Source organism: Meiothermus sp. (genome assembly GCF_025056915.1).
In the GTDB taxonomy this organism is placed as follows: domain Bacteria; phylum Deinococcota; class Deinococci; order Deinococcales; family Thermaceae; genus Meiothermus.
On the sequence record NZ_JANWVH010000004.1, the window covers coordinates 1 to 16,476 of the forward strand.

Annotated in this window: 19 protein-coding genes; 4 read left to right on the plus strand and 15 right to left on the minus strand. The window is 61.7% G+C overall.

What is annotated here, in order from left to right; translation table 11 throughout:
* Positions 1-211: hypothetical protein (locus NZN28_RS01230; protein WP_295394874.1), on the plus strand; the 211-nt coding region annotated here is incomplete at its 5' end.
* 116 nt (positions 212-327) lie between these two features.
* Here NZN28_RS01230 and lon read toward each other — a convergent pair.
* Complete coding sequence (lon, locus tag NZN28_RS01235) at positions 328-2,781, minus strand: endopeptidase La (protein WP_295394876.1); 2,454 nt, start codon at positions 2,779-2,781, stop codon at positions 328-330.
* A gap of 149 nt (positions 2,782-2,930) precedes the next feature.
* On the opposite strand from lon, the gene NZN28_RS01240 reads away from it, so the two are divergent.
* Positions 2,931-3,932 carry a DUF1517 domain-containing protein gene (locus NZN28_RS01240; protein ID WP_295394878.1) on the plus strand — a complete coding sequence of 334 codons (1,002 nt, stop codon included), beginning with the start codon at positions 2,931-2,933 and terminating at the stop codon, positions 3,930-3,932.
* A 195-nt stretch (positions 3,933-4,127) separates the two neighbouring features.
* On the opposite strand, the gene NZN28_RS01245 is transcribed toward NZN28_RS01240, so the two are convergent.
* Entirely contained in the window at positions 4,128-4,598 is a 471-nt protein-coding gene (locus tag NZN28_RS01245; protein WP_295394880.1) for a redoxin domain-containing protein, read from the minus strand.
* Between the two features lie 332 nt (positions 4,599-4,930).
* Here NZN28_RS01245 and NZN28_RS01250 point away from each other — a divergent pair, with 332 nt between their 5' ends.
* A complete protein-coding gene (locus NZN28_RS01250; RefSeq protein ID WP_295394883.1) occupies positions 4,931-5,641 on the plus strand; it encodes a CHAD domain-containing protein in 711 nt (236 codons plus the stop codon).
* Between the two features lie 409 nt (positions 5,642-6,050).
* Here the strand turns inward: NZN28_RS01250 and NZN28_RS01255 are convergent, their stop codons facing one another.
* From NZN28_RS01255 to NZN28_RS01265, 3 genes are all read right to left on the minus strand, one after another.
* Complete coding sequence (locus NZN28_RS01255) at positions 6,051-6,131, minus strand: 30S ribosomal protein THX (protein ID WP_295394997.1); 81 nt, start codon at positions 6,129-6,131, stop codon at positions 6,051-6,053.
* A 9-nt stretch (positions 6,132-6,140) separates the two neighbouring features.
* Positions 6,141-6,434 (minus strand): 30S ribosomal protein S20, encoded by a 294-nt coding sequence (rpsT, locus tag NZN28_RS01260; RefSeq protein WP_295394886.1) that lies wholly within the window; start codon positions 6,432-6,434, stop codon positions 6,141-6,143.
* 101 nt (positions 6,435-6,535) lie between these two features.
* Entirely contained in the window at positions 6,536-6,919 is a 384-nt protein-coding gene (locus tag NZN28_RS01265) for a hypothetical protein (RefSeq protein ID WP_295394889.1), read from the minus strand.
* 235 nt (positions 6,920-7,154) lie between these two features.
* Between NZN28_RS01265 and tyrS the strand changes: the two genes are divergently transcribed.
* Positions 7,155-8,438: a tyrosine--tRNA ligase gene (gene tyrS, locus NZN28_RS01270; protein ID WP_295394892.1), complete on the plus strand. Its 1,284-nt coding sequence runs from the start codon at positions 7,155-7,157 to the stop codon at positions 8,436-8,438.
* Here the strand turns inward: tyrS and NZN28_RS01275 are convergent.
* From NZN28_RS01275 to NZN28_RS01320, 10 genes are all read right to left on the minus strand, one after another.
* A complete protein-coding gene (locus NZN28_RS01275) occupies positions 8,435-9,022 on the minus strand; it encodes a Rieske 2Fe-2S domain-containing protein (protein ID WP_295394895.1) in 588 nt (195 codons plus the stop codon). The two genes, tyrS and NZN28_RS01275, sit on opposite strands and share 4 nt — an antisense overlap.
* A 4-nt stretch (positions 9,023-9,026) precedes the next feature.
* Complete coding sequence (locus tag NZN28_RS01280; protein WP_295394897.1) at positions 9,027-10,019, minus strand: c-type cytochrome; 993 nt, start codon at positions 10,017-10,019, stop codon at positions 9,027-9,029.
* Positions 10,016-10,483, minus strand: coding sequence for a cytochrome c-type biogenesis protein (locus tag NZN28_RS01285; protein ID WP_295394898.1), 468 nt, complete (start codon positions 10,481-10,483; stop codon positions 10,016-10,018). The genes NZN28_RS01280 and NZN28_RS01285 overlap by 4 nt, the downstream gene beginning before the upstream one ends.
* On the minus strand, positions 10,480-11,004 hold the full coding sequence (locus tag NZN28_RS01290; protein WP_295394899.1) for a redoxin domain-containing protein: 525 nt from the start codon (positions 11,002-11,004) through the stop codon (positions 10,480-10,482). The genes NZN28_RS01285 and NZN28_RS01290 overlap by 4 nt, the downstream gene beginning before the upstream one ends.
* Before the next feature lie 10 nt (positions 11,005-11,014).
* The gene (locus tag NZN28_RS01295) at positions 11,015-13,006 is read right to left on the minus strand and encodes a cytochrome c-type biogenesis CcmF C-terminal domain-containing protein (RefSeq protein WP_295394901.1); all 1,992 of its coding nucleotides are present in this window, start codon (positions 13,004-13,006) and stop codon (positions 11,015-11,017) included.
* A gap of 16 nt (positions 13,007-13,022) precedes the next feature.
* A complete protein-coding gene (ccmE, locus tag NZN28_RS01300; RefSeq protein WP_295394903.1) occupies positions 13,023-13,454 on the minus strand; it encodes a cytochrome c maturation protein CcmE in 432 nt (143 codons plus the stop codon).
* 15 nt (positions 13,455-13,469) lie between these two features.
* The gene (locus tag NZN28_RS01305; protein WP_295394906.1) at positions 13,470-13,592 is read right to left on the minus strand and encodes a hypothetical protein; all 123 of its coding nucleotides are present in this window, start codon (positions 13,590-13,592) and stop codon (positions 13,470-13,472) included.
* Between the two features lies 1 nt (position 13,593).
* Complete coding sequence (gene ccsA, locus NZN28_RS01310) at positions 13,594-14,286, minus strand: cytochrome c biogenesis protein CcsA (protein ID WP_295394908.1); 693 nt, start codon at positions 14,284-14,286, stop codon at positions 13,594-13,596.
* 228 nt (positions 14,287-14,514) lie between these two features.
* On the minus strand, positions 14,515-15,663 hold the full coding sequence (locus NZN28_RS01315) for a hypothetical protein (protein WP_295394910.1): 1,149 nt from the start codon (positions 15,661-15,663) through the stop codon (positions 14,515-14,517).
* 76 nt (positions 15,664-15,739) lie between these two features.
* On the minus strand, positions 15,740-16,405 hold the full coding sequence (locus NZN28_RS01320) for a heme exporter protein CcmB (RefSeq protein WP_295394913.1): 666 nt from the start codon (positions 16,403-16,405) through the stop codon (positions 15,740-15,742).
* Positions 16,406-16,476 lie beyond the last annotated feature (71 nt).

The window sequence follows — 16,476 nt, forward strand, 5'->3', positions numbered from 1 at the left end:
CAAGTTTCTGCGTTGCGTCTGGGCCAAGACGCATGTTTTCGAGTTTCCAGGCCGCCACTGTTCTGTTCAGAACCAGGTTTTCTCGAACTCGAGTGGCGCACAATCTGTGAAGAGCGCCCTAAATAAGCCATTGACTGCGCCGATGTCGAAAACATTGAGGTATTCGGAGCTGGTTCTGGAGCCAGCTCTGGTCGGCGTGCATCCCGAATAAGCGTCTCCACGATTGGAATGTCAGCACAAAGGATGCCAACTCCTGTGGGAATTGCACTCCTTCAATCCCCCCGAGCATCCCCCATGCGCTGGATGACCAGCTGACCCTGGCGCAGCTCAGGCCCTGGCCACAGGCTGCACCTTGCTTCGGCGAACCTTCTTGGGTGGGGCGGCAACGGTTCGGCGCTCGAGGGCCGCCATGCCCCCGACCAGCGCCCAGTCCAGGGCCTCGTCCAGGGTCTCGGCAAAGTGGAAGGAAAGGTTCTGGCGCAAGTAGGCTGGAATGTCCGAGAGGTCGGGTTGGTTCTGCTTCGGCAGAATCACCTCGCGGATGCCCGCCCGGCGCGCCCCCAACACCTTTTCCTTGACCCCTCCAATGGGCAGCACCCGCCCGGTGAGGGTAATTTCGCCGGTCATGGAAACGTCGTTCCGCACCGGCACCTCGGCCAGAGCCGAGACCAGGGCGGCGGTGATGGCAATCCCCGCCGAGGGGCCTTCCTTGGGCACCGCGCCCGCCGGCACGTGGATGTGCACATCGGAGTTATCGAACTTTTCGAGGGCAATCCCAAAGCGCTGGGCGTTCTTCTTGGCATACGAAAGCGCCGCCCGCGCCGACTCTTTCATCACTTCACCGAGCTGCCCGGTCAGGATCAGGTTGCCCTTGCCCGGCATGGCCGAGACTTCAATGAACATGATGTCGCCCCCCACCGGGGTGTAGAACATGCCGGTTGCGACCCCTACCTGCGGGGTTCGGGCCTCGGACTCGGGCTGGAAGCGGGCCGGGCCCAGGTATTTTTCCAGGTCGCTATCGGTGATGCGAACACGCTTTTTGCCATGTTCCAGGATGGCCCGGGCCGACTTGCGCAACAAAGCCCCAATCTCCCGCTCGAGGTTGCGCACCCCGGCCTCGCGGGTGTAGTGGGTAATCAGGCGCATCAAGGCCGCTTCGCTGACCACCACCTGCTTCTCCTTCAGGCCGTTTTCCGCAAGCTGGCGGGGCAACAGGTAGCGCTTGGCAATCTCGAGCTTTTCCTGCTCGATGTAGCTGGTAAACTCAATCAGCTCCATGCGGTCAAACAGCGGCCCCGGAATGTTCTCGGGGAAATTGGCCGTGCAGATGAAGAGCACCTCGCTCATGTCGAAGGGCACACCCAGGTAGTGGTCGGTGAACTCCTTGTTCTGCGCGGGGTCGAGAAGCTCGAGCAAGGCCGCGGCGGGGTCGCCCTGGTAGGAGGCACCCAGCTTGTCTACTTCGTCCAGCAAAATGACGGGGTTCTTACTGCCGGCCTGGCGCATCCCCTGGATGATGCGGCCCGGCATGGCCCCAATGTAGGTGCGGCGGTGTCCGCGGATGTCGGACTCGTCGCGGGCCCCTCCCAGCGAGATGCGGTGGTACTTGCGGCCCAGGCTCTTGGCGATGGACTTGGCAATGGAGGTCTTGCCCACCCCCGGCGGCCCTACAAAAAGCAGGATGGGCCCCTTGGAGACCTCCTCGAGGGGAATCTCGCCATTTTTCTGTCGCTCCAGCTTGAGCTTGCGAACCGCCAGGTACTCCAGCACCCGATCCTTGACCTTTTCCAGGCCGTAGTGATCCTCATCCAGGATTCGCTTGGCCTCCTTGAGGTCAATCTGGTCTTCGGTGCGGGTATTCCAGGGAAGGTTGGTAATCCAGTCCAGGTAGGTGCGCACCACGCTGGCCTCGGCGGAGTCGGGGTGCATCCGGGCAAAGCGCGATAGTTCCCGCTCCACCTCGCTCAACACGGCCTGGGGGAGCTTGAGGGCCGCAATTTTCTCGCGGAACTCCTCCACCTCCATCTCGCCCTCTTCACCGTGCAGCTCGCGCTGGATGGCCTTCATCTGCTCGCGCAGGTAGAACTCCCGCTGGTTCTTGTCGATTTCCTCCTTGACCTGCTGCTGGATGCGGCGCTGGGTCTCGATCAGGTCGAGCTCCGCGTCCAGCAGGATGGCGATGCGCTTGAGGCGATCCACCACCGAGGGGGTCGCCAGGATTTGCTGCTTGTCCTCCAGTTTGAACTCGAGGTGGAAGGCGATGTAGTCGGCCAGCTGGGAGGGGTCCTCGAGGTTCATTACGAACTGGGCCGCCTCCGGCGAGAGGTATTTGCCCTCCTTCAGCAGGTTCTCAAAACGTTCCTTAACCTCGCGGAACAGGGCCCGCACCTCGGTGGGCTTGCCCTCCACCTCGGGCAACCGCACCACGCGGGCCTCGAGGTAGCCATCGGCCCGACGGTACGCCTGAACCTGTACCCGGGCAAAGGCCTGCACCAGCATCTGCACCGAGCCGTCGGCGTTTTTGCGCATACGCAGGACATTGCAGGCCGTGCCCACCTCATACAGGTCGTCGGCGCCGGGCTCCTCGACTTCCTTGTCGCGCTGGCTCACAATCAGGATGACCCGCTCCTGGGCCACCGCGGCATCAATGGCCCGAATCGAGATCGGACGGCCTGCATCAATCGGCATGACCATACTCGGATAAATCACCGAGCCCCGCACCGGGCAAACCGGCAGGGTATCGGGAAGGTGAGTATTGGGCTTATCGGTTCGTTCGCTCATCGGGATTCCCCATCTGTTAGGCAAGTTTACAACCTGGAACTCTTCTAGCCGGAGGTGTGGTTGAGAAGCACAACGTGCCTGAATGAGTCTATCATTATCAAGTTTAGTGATTCTAGAAATAGCAATGAGAACCTTCGACACAATAACGTATGCTGATACTGATGAGATTTGCCGGGCTTTGGGTATTGCTGCTGCTGTGGGCGCTGGCCCCCTTGCCTGCCGAGACCGCGGGGATGCGCACGGCCTGGCCGGGTTTGAATTCCGCCCTGGCCCAGCGCAGCGGCGGCGGCGTGGGAGGCCGGGGTGGATTCTCGGCACCCCGCTCCCCCTCCATTCCCAGGGTCAATCCCTCGCCCTCGCCTTCCCTGCCCCTCCCAACCCCCCGGAGCTACCCCTCCTACCCCACCTACCCCCGCGACTACTTTCCACCGGGTTATCCCACCTACCCCAGCACCCGCCCGCCCATCTACATCAATCCGGGCACCGGCTATGGGTTCGACCTGGTGGCCCTGCTCTTTATTGGAGGCATCCTTCTGGTGAGCTTTTCCATGATTCGGGGACTGCAAAGGGCCGGAACCGACGGCGCTTTGGCCGGGGAGCCCGAGAGCACGGTAGCCCGGCTCCGGCTGGCCACCCTGTTCACCCCAGCGATGCAGGCCAGCCTGCGCCACATCGCCGAGGCCGCCGATACCGAGAGCGTGCGGGGTCTGGCCGACCTGATGGACAACGCCGCAGTGCTGTTGTTGCGGGATCAGGCGGGCTGGCGGTTTGGGATGTATGAGGTGTGGACCGGCAGCCTCCAGAAAGCCGAGGGGCAGTTCGATGCCTGGATGACCGAGACCCGCTCGGAGTTTGTGGAGACCTACCGGCACTTTGAGGGCAGGGAGGTTGTGCAGGCCGGCTACCAGCCCAAAGCCGAGCCCGATGGTCGCTACATTCTGGTCACGCTGCTGCTGGCGGTGAGCGGAAGCCTGCCGCCTGTGCCCACCCCTCTGCGGCGTGAGGGAGCACGGCAGGCCCTGATGGCCCTGGCCTCCTCGAGTGCAACCAACACCCTGGCCGCCTACATCGCCTGGACGCCGGAAGCCGAAGGCGAAGCCCTCACCGAGCAGGACTTGCTGCTGGGGTGGCCCAGGCTCGAGCTCCTGTAACTAAAGCTGGGGGTGCGCCCACCATGGCCGAATACCAGACCGCGCCTGGGGTGTATGGCAGGTGGGCTACCGTAAGTCTGGATGGGCTGTGAAGCCGCCGAACGAACGCCTGAAAAGCCGCGGGGTTTTTGCGGAAGCCGCACCAGCAAAGCGTGCTCTGGACGGCCACGTACCGCAAAAACCTGGCCCCCCAGGTCACACGGACAACGCCTTGACCGCAGCGACCACCTCTTCGTACGGGGGTTCCTGGGCCGGCACCTCGGCCACCCAGGCCCAGGCAATGCGGCCCGTAGCGTCCACCACGTAGGCGGCCCGTTGCGAAAAGCCCGGCAGGCCGCGCAGGCTGATCTCGAGCCCAAAAGCGCGGGTGGCTTCCCGGTTGTAGTCGGATAGCAGCGGAAACGCCAGCCCAAGCGCCCTGGCGTAGGCCCCCAGGGTCCAGGGGGTGTCCACGCTGAGGCCATAAACCTCTACCCCCAGTTGGTTATACTCGGCCAGGCCGTCGCGAAAGGTACACAGCTCCTTCTCGCAAACACGGGTGTGGGCCGCCGGGAAGAACAACAGCACAGCAGGCTTGTTCTGCACCAGTTGTGCCAGCGAGACGGCTTCCGCCGAGGTGTTGTAAACGGTGACATTGGGCAGTGAGTCTCCAAGCTGAATCGCCATAACACCCCAAAGATAAACCAACGCGCCGGGTTGTGCGTCCAAAAATCGGGCAGGCAGGAGAAGGACACTCTTGCAGGGTGTCTTGCAAGAGCACTGGCCCACACGAGCGGTCGGGATGATGCAAGGCTGGGAATGCCCGGCTCCGCACCGGCGTATCGGGCGACATGGAAGGGTGCTGATGGCCCAGTGGGGGGGGTGAGTCTGGAACCAAGCGAAGCCGTTGGTTGGAGCCGATGCACGAACAGGAAGGCCAGGGGGCAGTGGCATATGGGCGAAAGCGGTGTCATCCCAAAGTCATGGCCGCCGAAAGTGCTGGATGCTAGGCTGGTCTCATGTCGGCCATCGGTCTGAAACCCTGGCTCCAGCACCTGCTCGACCATCTGCCCATGGCCCGAGCAGGCCACGACCCCGAGGGTGTGCATCAGGTGCGGGTGGCGGTACGCCGCTTGCGGGTGTGGCTGCGGCTGGCCGGAATGCGCGTGCTCGAGGACGACCTGGCCTGGTTGGTGCGAGCAGCGGGCCAGGTGCGCGATTTGGAAGTCTTGCTGCAACACCCCCACCTGCCCAGGGCTTTTCAAACCTGGGGTGAGCTTCGACTCAAAGAGGCCCGCCAGGCCTTCGTTCCCCTGCTGGAATCCCCCCGGCTGGCCGGTCTTTTGCAGGGCCTCTCCGTTTTGCCCCCGCTCGACCCAAAAGAGGCCGAGTCCCGGCTTCCACGCTTTGTGCAACAGGTCGAGCGCCGGGCCCAGGCGTGGCGTAACGAAGACAGCCTCGAGCACCTGCACGCTCTGCGTCGGGCGCTGCGGCGGTTGCGCTATGCGCTGGAGTGGCTCGAGCGAGACAGCGACCCCGTGAAGGCCCTTCAGGAGATTTTTGGACAGGTTGGCGATCTGAGTTTTACCCTGAATTACCTGTCAGCCTTCGAGGCCGAAGGAGGCCGGGCACCTGCCCGCTACCGCAAGCACCTCGAGGCCCAGCTTACCGAGGCCCTCGAGGCCGCCAAGCAGGCCTGGAACCACCATCAAGGCCGTCTGCGGCCCTGAGTTGGGCGCGCACCATTCCAAGAGCAAGCCAGGTCCAATGGCACAGGCTTCCCCGCGCTTCTGTTTTCCAACCCAGAGCGCTCTTCACATATGATGAGCCACTCGAGTTCGAGAAAGCCTGGTTCTGAACAGAACAGGGGCCGCGAAAACATGCGCCTCGGCCCAGGCGCATTCTCGTTTTGGTGGGCGGCCACGTCTGTAAAGAGCGCGATAAGCGGTCGCTGGAATAGACCTCCACCCCACCGCGACCAAGCGAGGGCATGTCCTCCCTGCGCACAAAGCAAAACCCAGCCCCCTTCAAGATGGCGAGCAGAGCGAATCTCGCTGGGGTTGGCCGAACCAAGTCCAAACGGGCCAGGAGGCGCAAAAAAAGCCGGGGGGATTCCTCCGGCTTGCCCTGAAGCGGTGCTTACTTCTTGCGGGGACGGTATTTGCCGTGGGTTCCGCGGAAAATTTTTCCACGGCGGGTGCGACGATCACCTTTTCCCATGCTCGACTCCTAGGCTTTGGCTCCAGCCAGAAGCTGGTGAACCTTGCTCATCAGGCGCGACTTCCGGCGGCTGGCCGCATTCTTGTGTAGGGTTGAGCCTTTGGCCGCTTTGTCAATCAGGCTTTCGGCGTAGCGCATAACCCGGGTGGCCTCGGTCGCGTTGCCTTCCTTGGCCAGGGCTACGGCCTTCTTGCTGATGGTCTTGATGGTGGACATCTTGGCTTTGTTGCGGGCGCGACGCTTGAGCGACTGACGGTGGCGCTTGATGGCCGAGGGGTTGCGAGCGGTTTTTTTCTGTGCCATAGTTCTCCACAATTGCCATGGATGGGCTGCGACGAAAAAAGGCAGCCTCGAGGCAAACCGCTCACAAGTCTAGCATATGTGCGGCGGCTATGCCTAGACCCTCAGAATTCGTTGCGAGCCGCTACCCAGTCCATACGCACCTGACCCCGCGCATCCTTGAAACGGAACACCACATCGTACAGGTTGGCATCGGCGGGGTAGCGAATTTCCTCGGCAAAGCGCCCCTGGTAGCGCTTGATCAGGCCGGGGCTGCTCTGGCCCGTGCGCCGAACCTCGACCTCGAAATGCCCCTGGCGCAAATCGCCGCTTACGGTCACCTTAATGAAAGCCCGAATGCCGGTGGCCCGAATCTGGTTGCGGGTTTCGCCGGTGTAGTTCCAGTAGTAAACCGGCGTAAAAGGCGCGTAGCCGATGGCCAGACCAAATCGCTCGGCGTAAAAGTACACCCCACCTGCAATCAGGGCCAGGAATAAAAGGGTTCGCACCCCCCAAGTATAAAGCAAGTCCGGTTCGGTGACGGGGGCCACCCTGTCGTATCTACTGCGCCTTTTCCCCTCCTGGTTGCGAAGCCCGGTGCAGGGAACAAAAGCCGTTCTGAGGGATGGAAGATTGAGCAAACTGCATTTTGGGTTGCCCAGCCACCTGGATAAGTGTTGCAGGCCCTGAAGCGCCTTCCGCAAAGGTCCGAAGAAACCTGTGGAAATCAGTATACTTGGGGGCATGACGGCGGAAGCAACGCTCGAGCTCTTGCGAATCGGGGCGGTGGAGATTATCCCCGAGGAAGACCTGCTCAAAAAGCTGCAATCGGGGAAAAAGCTGGTGGTCAAACTGGGGCTCGACCCCACCCGGCCCGACATTCACATCGGCCATGCGGTGGTGCTGCGCAAAATGCGGCAGTTCCAGGAGCTGGGCCATAAGGTGGTCCTCATCATCGGCGACTTTACCGCCATGATTGGCGACCCCTCGGGCCGCTCCAAAACCCGCCCACCCCTCACCCTGGAGGAAACCCGCGCCAACGCTAAAAGCTACGTGGAGCAGGTGGGTAAAATCCTCCTCACCAACGACCCCGCCCGCTTTGAGCTGCGCTACAACTCCGAGTGGCTGGAACACCTGAGCTTCAAGGAGGTCATCAAGCTGGCCTCGCTGCTGACCGTGGCCCAGATGCTCGAGCGCGAAGACTTCAAGAAGCGCTACACCGAGGGCGTGCCCATCTCCATTCACGAGTTCCTCTACCCCTTTGCCCAGGGCTACGACTCGGTGCCCATCGCCTGCGACGTGGAGATGGGCGGCACCGACCAGAAATTCAACCTGCTGGTCGGGCGCGAGGTGCAGGCCGCTTATGGCCTGGAAAAGCAGGTGGCCTTCATCATGCCGCTCTTGGTAGGGGGCGACGGGCAGAAGATGTCCAAAAGCTACGACAACTACATCGGCATCACCGAGGAGCCCAGCGAAATCTTCCGCAAGCTGATGAAGGTTGAAGACCCCTACCTGCCCACCTACTTCGAACTCTGCACCGACCTGAACCCGGACGAAATTAAAGCCGTGCTGGAAAAAGGCGGGCCGGTGGGGGCCCACCGGGTGCTGGCGCGGCTCCTGACCGGGGCTTATGCCCAAAGCCTGATTCCTTCACGCATAGACAAGAACCTGTACGAATCGCTGGGCTACCACTGGGAGGCCTTCGGACAGGACCAGGGCGGCCAGAACCCTGTGGTGCAGCATGCCGAAGCCCGCTACTACGAAATCGCCCACGGGGGCATCCCCGACGAGATGCCGGAGGTTTCTGTGCCCCTCGGTGAGCTGCACGGGGGCAAAATTGCCGTGGCCAGGCTCTTCACCCTGGCCGGCCTGACCGCCTCCAACGGCGAGGCCCGGCGGCTAATCGAGCAAAAAGGCTTGCGGCTCGACGGTACGGTGCTGACCGACCCCAAGATGGAAATTACTTTCGCCCAGCCGCTGGTGCTTCAGCGAGGCAAAGACCGGTTCGTGCGGGTCAGGCCGGGCTAGCCCGGCTCGAGGGGCCGGAAGGGTATTTCGTAGCCGGTCGCGTACAGAACGCCGTTTTCCTCCTCGAGGCGCAGCCGGGGCAGGGGAAAACGCGGCGGGCCGTAAACGGCTTTACCCCCCTGTAAGGGCTCGTAGGCGCCAAAGTGGCAGGGGCAGCCCAAAAAGGGGTGGTCGGTGCGGTAGTTGTAGGCAATGGAGCCCAGCTCCGGGTTGTCCACGTAGTTGACCACACACCCCTGGTGGGTGCAGATGCGTGAGAGGGCCAGGAAGTGGGCCTCCCCCACGGTAAGCCCCCCCACCACCGGCTCCGAGAGGCGAAACACCACCGCTTTGAGGGGGCTGTCGTTGTAGCGGTACTCGAAGTATTTGAACTGCCAGTGGGCCTCCAGCTCGCCCAGCACCGCCGCCTGCACCCTGGGCCCCTCGCGCCAGACCGGCTCGGCGACCCCGGTTTTGGTGAAGTGGATGGAGTAGGTGCGCCAGGCCAGCCAGCCGAAAAAGCCTGCCGTGATGGCGCTGGGGATTATCCAGACCAGGTCGCGCCGGCTGATGCGACGAAGGTTGTGCAGGTTGGGCTCATTCATGCCCCTACAACCCCCCCAGGTATGGCAGCAAAGCCTGCAAATCGGCCTCGCTGAGGGGAATCGCCGGCATCTGACCCCGGCCCTTGAGGATGATTTCCCGCAGAGCCTCCGGCACTTTTCGGATGGGGTTGCCCTGCAAGCGGGGGCCGGTGCCTCCCTGGGCCTGGGCGCCGTGACAGGCCGCGCAGTGGGCCAGGTACACCTGCCGACCTCTGGAGGTAGCGGTCTGCTGCTCTTTGGCGGTCTGAATCAGGTTCAGCACCTGCTGCCGGGCCTCGCCTCCGGCCTTCAGGTAGCCCTCCCAGGCCACAATGGCCTCGGCAGGGCGGCCCAGTTGAAAGTAGGCGTTGCCCAGGAACAACCAGCCCTCTGCTACATCGGGCTCGGCCCGCACGGCCAGCTCGAGGGCCTGCACCCCTTCCTGGGGCCGCCCGCTCATGAAGAGCAGCACGCCAATGCGCCGCACCGCACGGGGGTTGCGGGGCTCGAGCTCAACCACCTTCAGGTAACCCTGCACCGCCCGCTCAAAGTCTTGCAGCTCGTAGGCCTTGTCGGCGTAGGCCAGCCAGTCGGCAGCCTGGCCGCTCTGCTCGGCCCGGCGCTGTAGGTTGCCCAGCTCGCGGGCCTCGTTGCGGCTGGTGATGATGGTCTCGCCGGGCAGCCTGGGCACCGTGTAGGCCCAAAGCCCCACCCCCAGGGCGACCAGGCTCAGCGCGACAGCCCCCAGCGTGACCGGGCTCAGGCGGCGGGGTGGGGGTACGGGGTTTTCCCCCAGCTCGGCCAGCTGACGCTCGAGCCGCACCGCCTGGGCCAAGAGGCGCTTGCGCTCCTCCCCTTCGGCTTCCTGGGCCAGCGATTTGAGCACCCCCAGCTCGGCCCGCAGCTCCTCCGGGCGCGGGCTTTCGGGAAAGGGCTGGGCCTGGCGAAAGAAGGGCAGGAGGGCATAGGCCAGGGCCAGCAGCAGAAGCAGGGCAAGAAAAAGGTAAGCCAGTATCATGGTTTTCTCGAAAGCTCGGCCTCGAGGCGGGCGATTTCCTCCTCGGAGACCTCGGCCATGGCGGTCTGGGCGCGGGCTCGAGTCCGTGCCAGGTAGCGCCAGAGGCCATAGCCCAGCAAGCCCAGGCCCAGCAGGGGCGAGAGCCAGACCCACAGGGTCAGGCCCCGGGCGGGCGGTTCGTACAGAATCCAGTCGCCGTAGCGCTCCACAAAAAACTGCCGAATCTCGGCCTCGCTTCTGCCCTGGGCCAGCTGCTCGGCGATAATCCGCCGCATCTCTACCGCAATGCCCGCATTGGACTCCGCCGCCGACTCCCCCTGGCAGACCGGGCAGCGCAGCTCACGGGCAATTTCAAAGACCCTGGGGGAGAAGTCGGGGGGCGGGGTGTTGGGGGTGGGCTGGGCCAGGGAGATAGCCCAAAGCCAGAGGCCCAAAACCAGAACCAGCCACCTGCTGCCCCTCACTGCAACACCTGCCTCAGATACCCCTGCAACTGAGCCTCGCTCAGCTCGCCGGCGTGGCGGGCCAGCACGGTGCCGTTGCGGTCAATCACGAAGGTCTCGGGTACGCCGTAGTAGCCGTACTCGATGCCGATGCGGCCCCGGCCATCGTAAACGCTGGGAAAGGTCAGGCCGTACTGCCGCACAAACTTCAAAGCCTCGCTCTCCCTGTCCTGCACGTTGACCCCCAGAATCAGCACCTGGTCTTGGTACTGCCGGTGAAAGCGCTCCAAGAGCGGGGCCTCGGTGCGGCAGGGAATGCACCAGCTGGCCCAGATGTTGAGCAAAACGGGCTTGCCCAGGCCCTCCTTGACCCCCATCTCGGGGCCATACCGGGCGCGGTAGGGCTCCAGCAGGGGCAGGCTGAAACTGGGGGCCGGTTTGCCCACCAGCACCGACTTAAGCTCGTTGGGGTTGGGGCGCTGCATCCCCCAGTAAAAAAGCCCCCCCAACAGCAACACCCAGACTGGCCAGAACCTAAGCACCCGCCACCCCTTAGTCCCCTGCCGTGGGGGCCATCTGGCGGCTCGGCACCCGGGCCCCGCCCGGCCAGAGAATGTACAACGTGCCCAGTACGATAATCAGGCCCGACACCCACAGCCACCAGACCATAGGGGTCACGATGACCTTGAGGGTCGCCCACTGGCCTTTCTCCTGGTCGAACTGCATCAACACGAAGTAGTAGTCGTTGTAAAGCGAATACTTAACCACCGGCGTGGCCAGCGGGGCGCTCATCTGAGGGTAGAAGTTGAGCCGGGTCTGGTAGCGGCCATCCGAGCCCCAGCCTTCCCGGCTGGTCGAGCGCACCTCGATGGGGGCAATGGCGGCAAAGCGGTTGGACTCTTCCCTGACGCCAATCGAGAGCAAGCGCACCTCCATCCCCCGGGTCTGCCAGGTCTCGCCAACCTGGAGGGTCTTTTGCTCGGTGACCCGGTAGGTCTGGCTGAAGGCGATGGTCAGGGCGGCCAGGGCAATGCCAAAGTGCACGATGTGCGAGCCGAAGCGGCGCTTGTGGCTCGAGGCCAGCTCCACCAGGGCTTGCCCCGCCGAGATGCCCAGGGAGCGGGCCCGCTCGCGCACGCCCTGGGCCACCATCAGCCAGATGGCCGTCAGGTTGTAGGCGAAAAGCCCAATCGCGAACGAAACCCCCAGGGTCAGGCCCAGCCCAAAGCCCAGCAGGGTGCCCACCCCCAGGGCGATGAGCATGGCGGCCAGGTTCCGCACCACCTGGGCGCTGGTATTGCGCCAGGGCAGAACCGGCCCGATGCCCATCAGAAGCAGCATGAAGATGCCCAGGGGAATGGAAATCTGGTTGAAGAAGGGGGCCCCCACCGAGACCTTGGCCCCACTTACAATTTCCACTACCAGCGGCCACAAGGTGCCCAGCACCACCACAAAGGCAAAGGTGCCGAAGAACAAAGCCCCGGCCAGCAAGGCCCCCTCGCGGCTAATCCAGCGCACCTCGCCGGCTTCACGCACCTCGGCAGAGACCCGGGCCAAAAGCCCCAGCCCCACGGCCATCACGCCCAGCAAAAACAGCAGGAACCAGGCCCCCACCGGCCCGCTGGCAAAGGCGTGCACCGACTGGATCACCCCCGAGCGGGTCAGGAAGGTGCCGAACACCGTGGCGGCAAAGGCCAGGGTGATGAAGGCAAAGTTCCAGCCCTTGAACAACCCCTTGCGCTCTTGCACCTGGGCGGTGTGCAGGAAGGCCGTAGCCAGCAGCCAGGGGATGATGGAGGCGTTCTCGACGGGGTCCCAGGCCCAGTAGCCCCCCCAGCCCAGAATCTCGTAGCTCCACCATTTGCCGGTAAAGATGGCGGCGGTCAGGAAGCCCCAGGCCACCAGGGTCCACCAGCGGGTCTCGAAAATCCAGCTCTGGAAACGCTTGGCCACCATGGCCGCCACCGCATAGGCAAAGGGCACCGAAAGGCCCACAAACCCCAGGTACATCAAGACCGGGTGAACGGCCATCATCCAGTGGTTTTGCAGGAGTGGATTGGTGCCCCGGCCATCGGGGGGTGGGTTGGGCACGGCGTCGAAGGGGTGGGCCACGAAGACCATCACCGCGAAGAAGAAGACCTGTACCGCAAACAGCGTCCCCAGCGCCACCGGGGCCCGCCAGACGTCCAGGCTCTGGCCCGCCCGCAGGCTCACCAGCCAGGTGTAGGCGGTCTGGAGCAGGGCCCACAGCAGGATGGAGCCCTCGAGCGCCGCCCAGGGGGTCACCAGCTTGACCCACAGGGGGTTGTGGGCCGAGCTGTGGTTGGCCACGTAAGAGACGCTGAAGTCGTCGGTCAGAATGGCCCACTCGAGGGCCCCGAAGCTCACCAACGCCGCCATCAGGCCGAGGGTCGAGAGGCGCCGGGCGGCCTCGAGGTAGCGCCCGTCCCGCAGGGTGTAGGCCAGCACCGCCAGCACCAGGCCCAGCACCGAAAAAATCAGAGCTGCAATGAGGGCAATGCCCCCCAGCAGCCCCGGCGTCATGCAAACCTCCGCGCCGTCACTGGGTCTCCTCGATGAGCTTGCGCACCTGTTCGGGCGTCCAGCCCTCTTTGGGGGCCTGGTAGGTTTCGGAGTGCTTGACCAGCAGGTTCTGGCTTACAAAGGTCTCGCCCTGGAAGCGGCCTTCCACCACCACCCCCCGGTTTTCACCGAAGAGGGCCGGAGGGGTCGTGCCCGAGGAGCGGACGGGAATCTCCTTGACCCCATCGGTGACCACAAAGCGCAGCTCCAGGGTTTGGGGGTTGTAGTCCAGCGACCCCTGCTTGACCAGCCCCCCCAGGCGCACCGGACGGTTCTGGTAGCGGTCTATCTGCTGAAAGTATTCGCTGGGGGTGATGAAGTAAACCAGGTTCTGGCCCAGGCCGCCAAAAATCAGGTAGGCCAGGGCCCCTGCCACCACCAGCAGTCCAACGATGTATTTGGGTTTCATGTGTACCTCGAGGCTCTATTTAGTGCGTCGGTAGCGCCAGATGAGATAACCCAGATAGCCAAACACCGATGCATAAACGGCCACAAAAGTCCAGACCACAAACGGGTTGGCCGGGTTCCACAAGGGGTTCTCGGGCATCTTACACCTCTTCTCGGGCCGCCTCGCGGGCCGCAATGATGCTCCGCAGCCGCACCAAACCGATAAAAAGCAGCGTGAAGGCCGCCAGATTGACCAGCATGGGAATCAGGATGGCCGCATCCACGTTGATTTTTCCGGTGGTGAGGTCAATGGACTGGGTCTGGTGCAGGCTGCGCCACCACCGCACGGACATATAGCTGATGGGCACATTAATAGAGCCCAGAATGGCCACCCCTGCGGCAGCTTTGGCCCGCAGCTCGGGGTCTTCGATGGCCCCCCGCACCACCACGTACCCCACATAGATGGCAAACAGAATGGCGGTGGTGGTCAGGCGGGGCTCCCAGTCCCAGTACACCCCCCAGGTAGGCCGGGCCCAGAGCATCCCGGTCAGCAGGGCCAGGGCCATGAAGATAAGCCCCACTTCCACAGTAGCGGCGGCTACCCGGTCGTGGTGGGGTTTGCGGCGCACCAGGTAGGCCACCGAGTAGCCCAGCGCCGCAAAGCTGGCCAGATAGGCCATCCAGGCCATGGGCACGTGCAGGTGAAAAATCCGCGCCACAAAACCCTGGCTCTGGTCTGGCGGCGCGGTCATGGCCATGAAAAACCCCACCCCTGCGCCCACCACGCCCAGGCTCAAAATGCCCAGGGTCAGCCCATCGAGACGGCTGGTTTGATTGGAGCTTGCAAGTTGCATTTAGCGTCTCTCCTTCTTCTCTCTTATTCTTAACCGATGCGGGATGATGCGTCGTATTTCAGATTACATCCGAACCTTACCCGCTTTGAGACAACTCTATTTTTTTACTTTTAAGTCGTGACGCCTTGAATTTTTGTTATGGGGTCTATTACTTATCAGACTACTCCGCACTGCCAGGAAGAGTCTGGCGCCAAGTGGTTTGGTTCTAGGTCAGACGGTTTTTTTGGTCTAGAAACCGTAGATCATATAATCGGAGGGATTCTCAGAAAGCTTGCGCTTCTCATGCTCTACTCTTTGCCGAAGTTCTATTGCATTTATGTTGTTATCGATGAATTTCGATACTGTTTCACGCCAGGAGAGAATTCGATTGATTTCTTCAAAAGTAGTTTGAGCGATGGTTAAGTAATCTTTTGCAGTGCGTTTGAATCTAATATAGCCCGGCTTCAGTCTGCTTACGGGATTGCTATTGAATATCACCATTCGATTCCGATCTATGAACAACCGAATATCAAAGTTGTGGCCATCCTCCAAGCAGCCAAGTAGAGCTGCTTGACTGTAAACCTCCTCAAGTTGTGTCAGCGGCGCCGAGGAAACCAGTTCCGGGGCCAAATATTCGTCCAAACGATCCCTTAGCGTTAGGTCGTAAATCAAATGCGCTAAATGTTTGAGTGTGTGTTCTTCAGAATCGATACGAACTCGCGCATCAGCAAGCTCATTATTGTTGATCAGTCCTGAGATTTCTACAAATAACGCCAGGAAATATTTTCGCGCATAAAATTGCAAAAGCACTGGATTTTGCTCATGTATTGAGGCATCTAACGCCAAAGCGCTATAAAAGTGACCAACATCTCTTGCTCGACGAATCGCTTCCCAAAAATATTCAACGCGCCTGGAACCTTGCGCAGCTTCGGCTTGCCTTAGGTAATCTAAGGCCGCCTTTAGTTTCGATTCTTGCAAGTTGTCAATTTTGATTTGGATCTTTCTCAGCTCCTTTTGGATTGCATTCAGGCGCTGCGCCTGTGCTAGAAACTGTGCCACTAGCATGCTTGCTGAGATACCCGTAAACCCAAGGGCAACGATTGAAAGGGATTGAGAAAAGTCTGGTGAGGCACGCAAATCTTCCAAGTTGCCCAGAACCTTTTTGCCTGACGAGCTGAACCATATCAAAGACTGACCGATTCTTCGGATCACTTTGTGAATTGAGCCTCCCTCTTCGAGAATCGAGACTATCAGGTTGCTCAACTTTCCTGAGAGCTCTACCAGCTCATCCTGATTCTCAATGACCCAGAAAAAAACTTCGCTCAAGTTGCTCAAGGTTTTTGGTGCTACTATCACACTTACTATGATACGTTTCAAAGCTGTGTTTTTGTTGGGCATTTACCCTAGTTGATTGTCGTCTTGACGTTCAAGCGAGGGACCAAAAGCCATAAACACACAGAAAGGTAGACTCTTTCTAGCCTTCTAACATATACGGAAAGACCATCGCACAAACGGTCACATAAATGATGTCGAAAACCAAAAGCAACCGCAACCAGTCCGAAAGCTCGGCCACCGGAACGCCCTCGGCCAGGCCCTGGGTGAACCGCACCGCAGCCAGCACTACGGGGATTACCAGAGGAAAGAGCAGAAGGGGCAAGAGCACCTCCCGCCCCCGCAGGCGGGCCAGCATTCCGGCGTAAAAGGTGGAGATGGCGGCATACCCCAGCGAACCCAGAAGCAAGACCAAAAGATACCAGCCCGCATTTTGCACGGGCAGGTAGAAGAGGCCCGCGGTGAGGAACAGCAGGGCCAGCCCCACCACCAGCAAGAGGGCAAACTGAAAGAGCAGCTTGCCGAAGTAGATCCACTCGCGGCTGCCCGGAGTCAGAAGCAGGTCGTCGAGGGTGCCATCCTCAACCTCGAGGCCAAAAGCCCGTCCGGCCAGCAAGCTGCCCGCAAAGGCCAGGGCGACCCACAGCACTCCCGGCGCCGCCTTTTGCAGGTCCTGGGGGTTGGGGCCAAAGGCCATGGCCAGGATAAAGAGCATCACCGCCAGGAAAAACACCGCCGACAAGATGCCGGTGCGACCCCGAAACTCCAGTATCAGATCGCGCCAGGCCAGCCAGAAAATCCGCTGCACAGGGCTCAGGGTATCGGTTTGGGTGCAGGACGTAAAGGGTGGGGTGGGCGGGTCAGACGGGGACAAATGCC